The following is an 11854-nucleotide window of genomic DNA, read 5'->3' as shown; positions in this document are numbered from 1 at the left end:
CGAATGGGGCGACAGGACGTCGCCCCAAGCCGAGGGGGCACAGGACGTGCCCTCCGAGGCGGTTCGTACGGAACAGGCAGGTCGAGTATACGATTGGGCCAGGGCGTAGGCGGAACGATCTCTCCGAGGGGACTCAAATGTGAGTTTTTAGAGATGCCTTCTATGTTCTGGATCTCCGAGACGGTGGCTCCTCCTGTGTAGGGGCCCACCAGAAGGCCTGCCAGTATGTATCCCAGGATGAGAGGCTGTTTGAGAAACCGGGCGATCGATCCTCCCAGGAGGCCGGCGACTATGACCAGGCTCAGGTCTCCCGCTATACCGGTCAAGTCAGTTCCACTCCGATCTGTATTCGCTCAGGTGATCGGTACCGTTAAAGTGGAGCAGCGAATATCCCTTTTCGTCGTGGAGCAACGTGGTCAAAGAGGCGGTATCGAAATGGAGCTTCCAGAACCACGGTTTAGGTATACCCAGACAGGACGCCACCAGAGGCTTTAAAGTCGTCCTGTGGGAGACCACCGCCACCGTGCCCCCTCGGTGGGTTTTCACTATTTCGTCTAAAGCCGCTCTCGATCGGGCCATAACGTCGGTCAGGGGCTCCATTCCCGGAAAGACCAGATATTCCGGGGCGTTTAGCCAGGTGTTCCATAGAGTAGGCTCCTCTTTCGCTATCTCTTCCTTTATCCTTCCCTCCCAGCTGCCTAGGGATATGTTGTTGACGCCCGGGCAGTTTGCCACCGAAAGACCACAGGCCTCGGCCACCGCCTGGGCGGTCTGTTTGGCTCTCAAAAGGGGGCTTGAGTATATGGCGTCTATCCCCAGCTTTTTTGCGGCATCCCCCGCCTCTTTCGCCTGCTTTAAGCCCCTCTCGTTCAGGGGAAAGTCCATCTGTCCTCTAAACATACCTTTGACGTTTCCGTCGCACTCTCCGTGTCTGATAAGGATTACGGTGGTTTTGTCTTTTATCAAAAAAATCCCCTCCAGGTTTCGTTTTCTGTCCAGCTTACCATTATAGGATAGATTGTCCCCCGAGGTAGGTGGATTTTTTTCGTCTGACCAGTATTGACAATGGGCCGATAGGTTGGTAATCTACTCACCGTACACATGTGGGTTAGCACTCGTTAGGTTTGAGTGCTAATACATCCTGGAGGGGGTCCTATGCTCACTGAGCGTCAGCTGGAGATAGTCCTGTCGGTGGTATACGAGTATATAACCACCGGAGAGCCGGTTGGTTCCAGGACCATATCGAAAAAATACGTAAAAGGCTGTAGTGCCGCCACGGTCAGAAACGAGATGTCCGATCTGGAGGAGATGGGCTATTTTTATCAGCCCCACACCTCCGCCGGTCGTCTTCCGACTCCGTCGGCCTACAGGGTCTACGTAAATTCGATTCTACATAGAAGCCGTTCAGCTCCCCCGGGCCTGGAGAGCTGGGTTCGGTCGGTGAAAAGGCAAAAGAGCGGCGTCGAGATGGTCCTGTCTCAGATATCTCGGCTGTTGGGGCAGGTCACCAGTTATCTCGGGGTGGCGGCGGTGACCTCCGTGGATGATCTGGCTCTCTGTAAGATCGATCTGATCCGAATGGGCGAGAGGTCGGTGCTTTTGCTGGTGGTCCTCGAAGGAGGAATCGTCAGAAGCAGGCAGATACTGCTGAATCACGATATAGATCAGGAGGCCCTCGACGAGCTCTCCTCTTCGGTCAATCAGGTCGCCTCGGGAAATCCCTGGAACAAAGTCAGAGACGTCCTTGCCCAGTACGTATCGGGCAGGCTGGAGGAATACTGGGATCTATGCAGGGCCACTATCGACAGGCTCGACTCTATGCTATCTAGGGAGACCTACCACATGAGCACCGGCGGCATGAGCCAGATGTTCAACGTCCCCGATTTCGCCGATCTCGGCAGACTTCAGACCCTTTTGGCCCTGGTGGAGGAGGAGTCGACTTTGGTCGGCATGATAAAGGACTGTTCCGCCGATCAGGGGGTAAAAGTAACTATCGGCACCGAGAACCTCATCCCATCAATGAAGGACTGTTCTGTGGTTATGGCTTCCTCTTCCGTCGGAGCCAGGAGATCTATAGTGGGGCTTATCGGCCCGGTGAGGATGAATTACGAGCATTCCATCGCCGTTTTAGAGGCCGTTCTCGACGGCCTTAACGACGATGATAGCTACGACGATATAGAGGAGGTTTGACCTATGGAAGACGTAAAGGGCCTTCCTGAGGAGGAGCTTTTGGAGGAAGATTTAAACGATGGCTCTCCCGTCAAAGACGAGATTGCCGGTTATCTGGAGCGTATAGAGGCACTGGAGAACGAGAGAGAGACCTTCCGAGAGGTTGCGGGAAGGGCTCAGGCGGAGCTGGTCAACTACAGGGCCAGAATGGACCGGGAGATGAAGAAAGTCAGAGAGCTCGCCGGTGAAAAAAGCGTTCTGGAGATGATACCTGTTTTGGACAATCTCGACAGGGCTCTAAACATCGGCGATGGAGCCGATCTCTCGACGGTGGTAGAGGGCATAAAGATGGTCCGCCGCCAGTTTATGGGATCCCTTGAGGCTTTAGGGGTCAAGGTCATACCGGCGGCAGGAGAGCCTTTCTCTCCCGAGTATCACGAGGCTGTAGGTGTGGTAGAGGTGGAAGATCCTTCCGAGGATGGCCTGGTTATCGACGAGTTTCAGAGAGGTTATACCCTTTCCGACAGGGTCATAAGGCCCTCGAAGGTCAGGGTTGGAAGTTACTCCGAAAAAGAATAAAAAACAGAAATTTACCTTAAATATTATAGAGGTGACTAATTATGGCAAAAGTAGTTGGAATAGACCTGGGAACGACTAACAGCTGTATCGCCGTAAAAGAGGGCGACAACGTAACCATAATACCGAACGCCGAGGGATCGAGGACGACCCCTTCGGTGGTGGCTTTTACTAAAGACGGAGAGAGACTGGTCGGTCAGCTCGCTAGAAGACAGGCCATAGTGAACTCCGACAACACGGTCATATCGGTAAAACGCTATATGGGCACCGACCACACCGTCAACGCCGGAGGCAAGAAACACACCCCTCAGGAGATATCGGCGATGATTCTCCAAAAGCTCAAAAGGGACGCAGAGGAGTATCTAGGAGAGGACGTAAAGCAGGCGGTCATAACCGTTCCCGCCTACTTTACCGACGCTCAGAGACAGGCCACCAAAGACGCAGGGGCCATCGCTGGCCTTGAGGTCTTGAGGATAATCAACGAGCCCACCGCCGCAAGCCTGGCCTACGGCATGGACAAACAGGGAGAGGCCAAGCTTCTGGTGTTCGATCTGGGGGGCGGTACTTTCGACGTTTCCGTTCTCGACGTAGGTGACGGAGTGTTCGAGGTTCTGGCTACCCACGGCGACAACCGTCTCGGCGGCGACGATTGGGACATGAAGGTCGTCGACTGGATGGTCGGTGAGTTCAAAAAGTCCGAGGGCATAGACCTCTCTAAGGATAAAATGGCCTTTCAGAGGCTCAGAGAGGCGGCAGAGAAGGCGAAGATAGAGCTTTCCTCCATGCCTGAGACGTCGATCTCCCTGCCTTTCATCACCGCAAACGAGACCGGCCCCAAGCACATGGAGCTGTCTCTCTCTCGGGCTAAGTTCGAGGAGCTTACCGCTGATCTTCTCGCTAGGGTCGTCGATCCGGTGAAGCGGGCCCTTGAGGATAGCGATCTGTCCGCGTCGGAGATAGACAAGGTCCTTCTAGTCGGAGGATCCACCAGAATGCCTATGGTTCAGAGGAAGATAAAAGAGCTTCTCGATAAAGACGCCACTAAAGGGATCAACCCCGACGAATGCGTCGCCGCCGGTGCGGCCATCCAGGGCGCCATCATGACCGGGGATACCGACAAGAACATAGTTCTCGTCGACGTCGCCCCTCTCTCTATGGGCATCGAGACCTTAGGTGGTGTCTGCACCAGGATAATCGAGAGAAACACCGCTATACCGGTCACCAAGAGCCAGGTGTTCACCACAGCGGCGGACAATCAGACCCAGGTGGAGATAAAGGTCCTTCAGGGCGAGAGGTCGATGGCGGCGGACAACGTCGTTCTAGGCACCTTCGTCCTGGACGGCATCCCACCTGCACCTAGAGGAATTCCTCAGGTAGAGGTGTCTTTCAACATCGACGTCAACGGTATACTCAACGTCAAGGCCACCGATAAAGGGACGGGCAAGGAGCAGAAGATAACCATCCAGTCGTCCAACCTGAGCAAAGACGATATCGAGAAGATGAAGAGAGAGGCCGAGGCCAACGAGGAGGCCGACTCCAAGAAGAAGGCCCTCATAGAGGCCAAAAACGAGGGAGACGGCCTGGTCTACAGGACAGAAAAGCTCATCTCCGACCTAGGCGATAAGCTCACCGCTGAGGAGAAAGGCTCCATCCAGTCCAAAGTAGACGACGTCAAAAAGGCTCTGGAGGGAGAGGATCCTAAGGCCATCGAGTCCGCCTGTCACGACCTTAACGAAGAGGTTCAGAAGTTCTCCACCAGGCTTTACCAGCAGTCCGGCGAACAGCCTGAAGGCCCATCTGACTCCGGTGCTGGTGCCAAGGACGATACGGTAGACGCCGAATTCTCCGAGTAGTTCAGGGGATATAGTCTATGGCAGCCGGATCGGGGCGGGACTATTATGAGATTCTAGGCGTCTCAAAAGAGGCGTCGGCAGCGGATATAAAGAAAGCCTATCGCCGTCTGGTGAGACAGTTCCACCCCGATGCCAACCCCGGGGACTCCGCTGCGGAGGAGAAGTTCAAAGAGGTCAGCGAGGCCTACGAGGTTCTGAGCGACCCGAGAAAGAAGTCCCAGTACGATCAGTTTGGCCACGTAGGCCAGGGAGGCTCTCCCTTCGGCGACATGGGCGGCATGGGAGACATATTTGGAGATCTCTTTGACAATATGTTCGGAGGTGGCTTCGGTCGAGGCTCCAGAAGGGACGGCCCTGTCAGAGGTGCGGACCTGGAGATGGCGATGGATATCACCTTAGAGGAAGCGGCCTCAGGGATCACAAGAAAGATAACCATACCTCGGTGGGAGCCTTGCTCCCGGTGCGATGGAAACGGAGCGGAGCCAGGGTCCAAGATATCCACCTGCTCCACATGCCACGGTTCGGGGCAGGTCCGTAAAAGGACCCAGACCATGTTCGGACAGGCGGTGACCGTAGGAACCTGCCCGGACTGTGGAGGATCGGGAAAGACCTTCGAGAGCAAGTGTCACGACTGTTCCGGCAGAGGCAAGGTGAGAAAGAACAGGGACATAGAGGTCAAGGTACAGCCCGGTGTGGACCGAGGCACCAGGCTCAGAATACCTGGGGCAGGAGAACTAGGGGATAAAGGGGGACCTCCAGGGGATCTCTACCTTGTGATGGACGTCCTTCCTCACCAGGATTTTGAGAGAGACGGGACGGACCTCCACAGGAGGCTGTCTATCTCCTTCCCTCTGGCCGCTCTGGGAGGGGAGATCCCCGTTCAGACCCTTATCGACGGCGAATCGACGGTCACCGTAAAGCCGGGGACCGAGCCAGGAGAGGTACTTAAAATATCGGGATTGGGAATGCCCAGCCTGAGAAACTCCAGCAGAAGGGGAGACCTGTTCCTCCACGTCACAGTGGAGGTCCCCAAAAAGCTCACCGAGAGGCAGAGAAGCCTCATAGAGGCCCTTGCCTCCGAGATGGACGTCGACGTTCAGTCGGAGGAAGGGGTATGGGACAAGCTGAAAGGTCTCTTCGGTTAGTGGATCGAAATAGAGAGGAGGTGGGGATATTTCTCCACCTCCTCTCTATTTCGCCCCTTTTTCAACGGTCTTGCTATAATGGATGGCGACGGTGCGGATGCGCCGATTTTCAGGCCTATGGAGTCGCGGATTCCAGAGGCCCTACGGAGGGGTTTGCATGACTGAGTTTGAAAGTTATTGGTGGTACATCACCCTGAAAGGCCTTCCTGGGCAGGGAGAGGTCCTCCAGTCCCTTGCGGAGGCCTCTGGCTGTATAGGTTCGGAGGAGGAGGACAAGCCTCAGTCGGTGGAGCTTCGGGCCTATTACAGAGGCAATCACGATCTGGGGCACTGGATCGAGCTTGTCGCCTCTCTGATCGCCCAGTGGCCCGATGTGGCCGTTAAGGACATGGGAAAAATAGAGAACAGACAGTGGCATACCCAGTGTATGGAGGCCTTCCCCCCTCTCAACATAGGGGAACGGTTCGTGGTCCTGGCCCCTTGGCATAGAGGCAAAGAACCTCAGGGCAGGATCCCCCTTTACATAAATCCCGGCTCCGCCTTTGGAACGGGGTATCACGAAAGCACCCAAAACGTCCTCACATTGATGGAGAAACATCTATCCCCAGGGGACCTGGTCGCCGATATCGGCTGTGGCTCCGCAATTCTCTCGGTGGCCTCAATTAAGCTAGGGGCGGGAAAGGTCTACGCCAGAGATCTGGACCCGGCGGTCATGGACGAGGTTGCCTCAAACATAGCCATGAACGACCTGCCTGAAGGATCTATAGAGCCGTCGGTAGGCGACCTCCTCGGTGGGTTCGACGTTAAGGTGGATCTGTTGGTGGCTAATATACTTTTGGAGCCCCTTCTGATGATGTTGCCCGACGTCCCCAGGGTAATAGGGGATTCAGGAGTGGCCATATTCTCCGGTCTGACCGTTAAGGAAAGGGATCGTTTTATCGAAGGTCTGAAGGTCGAAGGTCTTCAGGTTCTGGAGGAGATCGTCAGCGAAGATTGGTACGGACTGGCGGTGTCCCTTAAGGGATGACTCAGGAGGTCAACATAGGCAGTCTCAGGGACAAGCGTGTTCTCGTCAAGGCCCTTGGATGCCGTACCAATCTATACGAGGCCGAAGCTATCGCCTCGGCCTTTGAGTCCTGTGGCGCTACTTTGATCGATGAGGGTCCCTGGGACGTGGCGGTGCTCCTTTCCTGTTCCGTCACCGCCCAGGCTGACAGAAAATGTCGTCAGATGGTTCGTAGGTTCAGACGGTTTAACCCCGAGGGCCTGGTGGTCGCTGTAGGGTGCTGGGCTCAAGGTCTCTCCGAGGAGGACCGAGAGGAACTGATGCTCGACCTGGTTATCGGCAACAGAAAAAAGGATCAGGTCGTTCCTCTGGTTGCCGGTCTACTGTCCCAGGGGTCCGTCCACGTCGTCAGGGATAACGTCATGAAAGACGGTCACTGGGAGTCTCTCTCCCTGGACAGGCCCAGGCTCAGGACCAGGGCTTTTCTCAAGGTCCAGGACGGCTGCGACCATTTTTGCTCCTACTGCATAATACCTTTCCTGAGAGGCAAGCCCGTCAGCCGCCCCTGGGAGGGCCTTAAAAAGGAGATACTCTCGGTTGTCGATTCAGGCTGTCCCGAGGTGGTCCTTACGGGAATCCATCTGGGCCTCTACGGCAGAGACGGAGGCCCCTCTTTAGCGGAGCTTATAGAGAGGGTTGGAGCTATTCCAGGGGTGTTGAGGATAAGGCTCGGCTCTTTAGAGCCCTTCTCCATAGGCGACGACCTTCTCGCTTCCATGAGGGATGTACCTCAGTTCTGTCACCACCTCCACCTTCCCCTTCAAAGCGGCGACGACAGGATACTGGCCGCCATGAGACGAGGTCACACCTCCTCGGACTACCTGAGGCTTCTGGATCGACTGAGGGGTGCCTTAGGGGAGGACGTCCATATCTCCACCGACGTGCTTGTAGGCTTTCCCGGCGAGGACGACAGGGCCTTCAAAAACACCTTACAGGTGCTAAAGGATGGGGCCATTGGCAGGGTTCACGGCTTTCCCTTTTCCCCTAGAGAGGGGACCTTGGCTAAGTCTATGGCGGACAGGCCACCTCGTTCGGTCGCAGAGGATAGGTGTAGAGAGGTTATCGCCCTCGGCGAGGAGCTTCTTGAAATCTACTCCAAAAGGTGGATCGGCGGAGAGCTTCCTGTTATGCTGGAGGAGCGGTCGGAAGGGTTCGTGACCGGATACACCCCTCACTTTCTCAAGGTAAAGGCATCAGGAGATGGGGATACGTCGTCTATAGTCAAAGTCAGGATAACCTCCCTCCTGGACGGCGACCTCAAGGGAGAGGTGCTGTCGTGAGCTCCCCGGTGGTAGGTATCGACCTAGGGACTCGCTATGCCCTGGCCTCGGTCTGGATTGACGGAGAGGCCAGGCTGATACCTAACCGATACGGAGAGTTTCGGACTCCTTCTATAATATGTCTCGATCAAAAGGGCTGGCACGTCGGGGAGGAGGCCCGGAGAAGGGCCTTCCATCCGGTGTTCGGATGTTGGTCCGACGTCAAACGGAGGCTAGGAACCGACTGGGCCCCTGTGGCCGACGGCCGTCATCGTTCCGCTCAGGAGATACTTGTCCCGTTGATATCCACCATAAGAGAGGACTGCGAGGCATATCTCCACTCTATGGTCACCGATTGCGTCATAACCGTTCCCGCCCAGTTCAGCTTTCTTGAGAGATCCGCCATGGCCCGAGCGGCTAGAGCTGGAGGTTTCGAGGACGTTAGGATTTTAAACGAGCCCACCGCCGCCGCCTTCGCCTGTGAGAGCACCGGGAGGATTTTGGTATTCGACTTTGGAGGTGGCACCGTGGACGTCTCGGTGGTGGAGAGGGACGGCCAGACCTGGCAGGTTCTCGAGAGTCTGGGTGATTCGTCCGCCGGAGGGGTCGAGATAGATAGGGCTTTGGCCCTCTCTATGGCCGAAAAGCTAGGTATCACCTTGGACCAGGACGACCCTCTGTTCCGTCTACTGCTTTTTGAGGCGGAGCAGGTTAAGTGTGCCCTCTCCTTTCAGGGTAAACTGACATGGCAGGTTCCAATCCCTCTCGCTTCGTCTCGATCGGAGCTGTCTTTTTCAAGGTCCGACGTGGAGATACTGGCCGCCCCCTGGCTCAAAAAAGCGGTAAACCTGGGGGTGACTTTATGGAAGCGACACAGCCCGGACTGCGTCATAATGGTGGGAGGCAGCAGCAGGATACCTCTCCTGAAGACCTTGCTCGCCCGGGAGATACCTGTTCCCGTAAGGATGGGCAGATCCCCTGACGAAGCTGTTGCCATCGGTGCGGCGATGTACGGTGTCAACGGGACCGATAGACTGCTCCTGGACGTGCTCTCCGAGAGCCTGGGCATAATCGCCTTTGACGGAACTCCGGTCTCCATACTGAAAAAAGGACACCCCCTTCCGGCCAGATCGAACAGGGCGTTCAAAAGCGTAGGCGGCGGTGATCTCTCGCTCTCTTTGTTCCAAGGTGATCCTGAGAGGTCCAGCCGCTGTCGTATCGTGGCTAAGATGGATCTTCAGGACATGGATATAGGGGAGAGGGTGGATCTCGACTTTAGGATAGACTCTGGAGGGCTCCTCAAGGTCCACCTCTCCAGAGAGTCAGGAGAGTCTATCTCCATAGCTCCTATGGAGCTTGGGGTCTCCTCCGGCGACAGCCTCGACGGGGAGGATCCTGAAGCCCTGAAGAAAAGGCTCAAAAGGATAAAGCCCTCTCTGTCGATTTTTCAGGTAGAAAGGGCGGAAAAGCTGCTCGGTAAAGTCGATATGCTGGCGGACCTGGAGCCCCATCTCTATCGGGATGGGCTTAAGGTCGCCGCCAGGATGATAGAAGCCATAGAGGATGAGGTTGGAAGATGAACGGAATGACCGTCAGAGAGTGTTATCACATACTGAACCTTTCCCCCGGAGCCTCCTGGTCCGAGGTCAAGGCCGCTTTCCGGCGTTGTGCCAGACAGTCCCATCCCGACGTGGCGAGATCTAGCTCCAGGGACTTTGAGCGAATCTCGGAAGCCTATATGACCCTCAGAGACCGGTTCCGATCGGGAGAGCGCTTCGAGGAAGAACGTGCGGGCGAAAAAGGCAGAAAGATAGATCTCAGCTGGATGTGGGATCCTTTCGTAAAGGCGTCCTCCTGGGTCTCCAGGACCGTAGAGGACGTCTCCAGAAAGCGAAAGGAAAAAAAAGAAGAGAGAGAGAGGACCAGGAGGGAAGAGGAGGCCCGTAGGGCCAGGGTGTTGGACGACGCCATATCGGAGGCGGAGGAATCCCTCGAGGCCATTCTGTCCAGAGTGGACCGTCCAGGATCGGTGTCCGATAGGGGAAGATTGCTTAAGAGGCTTGAAAGCTCCCTGCCGGAGGTCCGTTCCCTGGCCATCGGTCGCCTGTTGCCCTCCATAGGATCGTCGGAGGTGTCGTCGGCTATAGAGAGGTGTATATCCAGGTTTGGCCTCGACGAGGAAGTCATAGACGGACTGGCAACCTTGAAGGACCCTATGGGATCCCTCCGTTACGCCATGGCCGGAGCCCCTCACTTTCGCTCCATGACCTTGGGAGTCGCCCGAAAATACCTCAAATGGATCAAATCGATTCCTGGGGGGAAATCCATATACTCCGGCCTTCCCGAGCCCGCCTCGAGCCAGGTCGCCGGTGTCCTGATGGCCCAGTGGCCCCAGGATCTCCCTTTGCCTCCTGTTTCCAGAATAGAATCCTTTTTGGCCTCAAAAGACGAGGCTCTTCTGGTTCCCCTCCTCCGGCAACTATATCGGAGGGGCTGTCCAGACCGTCTGATGTTACGAATTAGGGCTATTTCGGAAAAATCGGAAGATCCAGCGGTAAAAGCTTGGTCCCGTGCTATTGTATGTCGGAGCACAGTAGTATAAAATACCCTTGGACCTTGATCGCATAGAATCAGATCGAGGTGCGGAGAGGTGAGGTCGTTTGAGTCAGAGTTGTCCCTTCTGCAGGATCGTTTCCGGTGAACTGAAGGCCGATATAGTCTATGAGGACGAGACCTGTCTCGCCTTCAGGGATATCGCCCCTCAGGCCCCTAGCCATGTCCTGATAATACCGAAGGATCACGTTCCCTCTGCTTCTCATGTCGAGGACCATGTCCTCTGGGTATCACTAATGGTTGCAGTCCGGGAAGTTGTTCGACGTATCTCTCCGGATTCAGGATATCGGCTCGTCGTCAACTGTGGCGAGGACGCCGGTCAGACAGTCCCCCACCTTCACGTCCACCTGCTTTCAGGTCGTCCTTTAGGATGGCCTCCAGGATAGGCGTCGGTGGAGAAGAAAGGAGGGAAGGGATATGACGACGGTTGTCAGACGCGACAACGAGTCCCTCGAGGACGCCCTCAGGCGATTCAAACGGGACGTCTCCAGAACGGGGGTCCTCCGGGAGGCTCGCCAGAGAGAGCACTACGAGAAGCCCAGTGAGGCCAAGAAGAGGAAGAAGCAGGAGCTTGCCAAGAAGAAACACCGGTAGAGCTTTGATGGATCTAAGGCCCGGACGAATCTCCGGGCCTTTTTTCTTTGGCCGCCCTTAAGGGGGGGATTTTATAACATGAGGTGTCCTAAGTGCGCCGCCTCCGAGACCAGGGTTATAGAGACCAGGACCGCCGACGAAGGCAGAATCGTGAGGCGACGGAGGGAATGTCCCTCCTGTTCGTCTCGGTTTACGACCTACGAGAGGGTGGACGAAAAGAAGCTCCTGTGGGTGTTTAAAAAGGACGGAAAGAGGGAGGCTTTCGACAGGGATAAGGTTTTCAGGGGCATAAGGAAGGCCTGCGAAAAACTGCCTGTCTCCCTGGAGAGGCTGGAGGAGACCGCCTGTCGAGTCGAGGACAGGCTTCTCGCCGAAGGTGGTGGGGAGGTCTCCAGCGTCAGGATAGGGGAGATAGTCATGGAGGAACTGGCGGACCTCGATAAGGTCGCCTACGTCCGTTTTGCCTCGGTCTACAGGGAGTTCACCGACCTTACCAGCTTTCAGAACGAAATATCGATGCTGTTGGATAAAAGAAAGCCTCTGAGATGATCTCGGAGGCTTTTCCTTTTGACAACTTTT

At 55.8% G+C, this 11854-nt stretch carries 13 protein-coding genes; 11 read left to right on the top strand and 2 right to left on the bottom strand.

Annotated elements, in window-relative coordinates; genetic code table 11:
- Together B9Y55_RS13195 and B9Y55_RS04360 are read right to left on the bottom strand one after the other, a co-directional pair.
- Positions 1-326 (bottom strand): hypothetical protein (locus B9Y55_RS13195; protein ID WP_159448226.1); only part of this gene is annotated, 326 nt, incomplete at its 3' end.
- Position 327: 1 nt separating this feature from the next.
- A complete protein-coding gene (locus B9Y55_RS04360) occupies positions 328-966 on the bottom strand; it encodes a histidine phosphatase family protein (RefSeq protein ID WP_085544144.1) in 639 nt (212 codons plus the stop codon).
- 189 nt (positions 967-1155) lie between these two features.
- Between B9Y55_RS04360 and hrcA the strand changes: the two genes are divergently transcribed.
- The 11 genes from hrcA to nrdR all read left to right on the top strand — a co-directional run bounded on the left by hrcA (position 1156) and on the right by nrdR (position 11824).
- Entirely contained in the window at positions 1156-2190 is a 1035-nt protein-coding gene (gene hrcA / locus B9Y55_RS04355; protein WP_085544143.1) for a heat-inducible transcriptional repressor HrcA, read from the top strand.
- A gap of 3 nt (positions 2191-2193) precedes the next feature.
- Positions 2194-2748 (top strand): nucleotide exchange factor GrpE, encoded by a 555-nt coding sequence (locus tag B9Y55_RS04350; protein ID WP_085544142.1) that lies wholly within the window; start codon positions 2194-2196, stop codon positions 2746-2748.
- Between the two features lie 41 nt (positions 2749-2789).
- Positions 2790-4598 carry a molecular chaperone DnaK gene (dnaK, locus tag B9Y55_RS04345; RefSeq protein WP_085544141.1) on the top strand — a complete coding sequence of 603 codons (1809 nt, stop codon included), beginning with the start codon at positions 2790-2792 and terminating at the stop codon, positions 4596-4598.
- A 17-nt stretch (positions 4599-4615) separates the two neighbouring features.
- Positions 4616-5743, top strand: coding sequence for a molecular chaperone DnaJ (gene dnaJ, locus B9Y55_RS04340; protein ID WP_085544140.1), 1128 nt, complete (start codon positions 4616-4618; stop codon positions 5741-5743).
- Positions 5744-5900: 157 nt separating this feature from the next.
- Entirely contained in the window at positions 5901-6770 is an 870-nt protein-coding gene (locus tag B9Y55_RS04335; RefSeq protein ID WP_085544139.1) for a 50S ribosomal protein L11 methyltransferase, read from the top strand.
- A complete protein-coding gene (gene mtaB, locus B9Y55_RS04330) occupies positions 6767-8089 on the top strand; it encodes a tRNA (N(6)-L-threonylcarbamoyladenosine(37)-C(2))-methylthiotransferase MtaB (protein ID WP_085544138.1) in 1323 nt (440 codons plus the stop codon). The genes B9Y55_RS04335 and mtaB overlap by 4 nt, the downstream gene beginning before the upstream one ends.
- Positions 8086-9648: an Hsp70 family protein gene (locus B9Y55_RS04325; protein WP_159448225.1), complete on the top strand. Its 1563-nt coding sequence runs from the start codon at positions 8086-8088 to the stop codon at positions 9646-9648. The genes mtaB and B9Y55_RS04325 overlap by 4 nt, the downstream gene beginning before the upstream one ends.
- Positions 9645-10670, top strand: a complete 1026-nt coding sequence (locus B9Y55_RS04320) for a J domain-containing protein (RefSeq protein WP_085544136.1) — start codon at positions 9645-9647, stop codon at positions 10668-10670. The genes B9Y55_RS04325 and B9Y55_RS04320 overlap by 4 nt, the downstream gene beginning before the upstream one ends.
- A 58-nt stretch (positions 10671-10728) precedes the next feature.
- Positions 10729-11067: a histidine triad nucleotide-binding protein gene (locus tag B9Y55_RS04315; protein ID WP_085544135.1), complete on the top strand. Its 339-nt coding sequence runs from the start codon at positions 10729-10731 to the stop codon at positions 11065-11067.
- Positions 11068-11098: 31 nt separating this feature from the next.
- Positions 11099-11275 carry a 30S ribosomal protein S21 gene (gene rpsU / locus B9Y55_RS04310; RefSeq protein ID WP_085544134.1) on the top strand — a complete coding sequence of 59 codons (177 nt, stop codon included), beginning with the start codon at positions 11099-11101 and terminating at the stop codon, positions 11273-11275.
- 78 nt (positions 11276-11353) lie between these two features.
- On the top strand, positions 11354-11824 hold the full coding sequence (gene nrdR / locus B9Y55_RS04305) for a transcriptional regulator NrdR (RefSeq protein WP_085544133.1): 471 nt from the start codon (positions 11354-11356) through the stop codon (positions 11822-11824).
- Positions 11825-11854 lie beyond the last annotated feature (30 nt).

This window comes from Dethiosulfovibrio salsuginis (assembly GCF_900177735.1).
GTDB lineage: Bacteria > Synergistota > Synergistia > Synergistales > Dethiosulfovibrionaceae > Dethiosulfovibrio > Dethiosulfovibrio salsuginis.
The sequence above is the reverse complement of the archived record's forward strand: the minus strand, read 5'-3'. Positions and strand labels throughout refer to the sequence as shown.

Coding starts and splice junctions, on each gene's coding strand:
- hrcA (WP_085544143.1), top strand. CDS start 1,156: ATGCTCACTGAGCGTCAGCTGGAGATAGTCCTGTCGGTGGTATACGAG.
- B9Y55_RS04350 (WP_085544142.1), top strand. CDS start 2,194: ATGGAAGACGTAAAGGGCCTTCCTGAGGAGGAGCTTTTGGAGGAAGAT.
- dnaK (WP_085544141.1), top strand. CDS start 2,790: ATGGCAAAAGTAGTTGGAATAGACCTGGGAACGACTAACAGCTGTATC.
- dnaJ (WP_085544140.1), top strand. CDS start 4,616: ATGGCAGCCGGATCGGGGCGGGACTATTATGAGATTCTAGGCGTCTCA.
- B9Y55_RS04335 (WP_085544139.1), top strand. CDS start 5,901: ATGACTGAGTTTGAAAGTTATTGGTGGTACATCACCCTGAAAGGCCTT.
- mtaB (WP_085544138.1), top strand. CDS start 6,767: ATGACTCAGGAGGTCAACATAGGCAGTCTCAGGGACAAGCGTGTTCTC.
- B9Y55_RS04320 (WP_085544136.1), top strand. CDS start 9,645: ATGAACGGAATGACCGTCAGAGAGTGTTATCACATACTGAACCTTTCC.
- rpsU (WP_085544134.1), top strand. CDS start 11,099: ATGACGACGGTTGTCAGACGCGACAACGAGTCCCTCGAGGACGCCCTC.
- nrdR (WP_085544133.1), top strand. CDS start 11,354: ATGAGGTGTCCTAAGTGCGCCGCCTCCGAGACCAGGGTTATAGAGACC.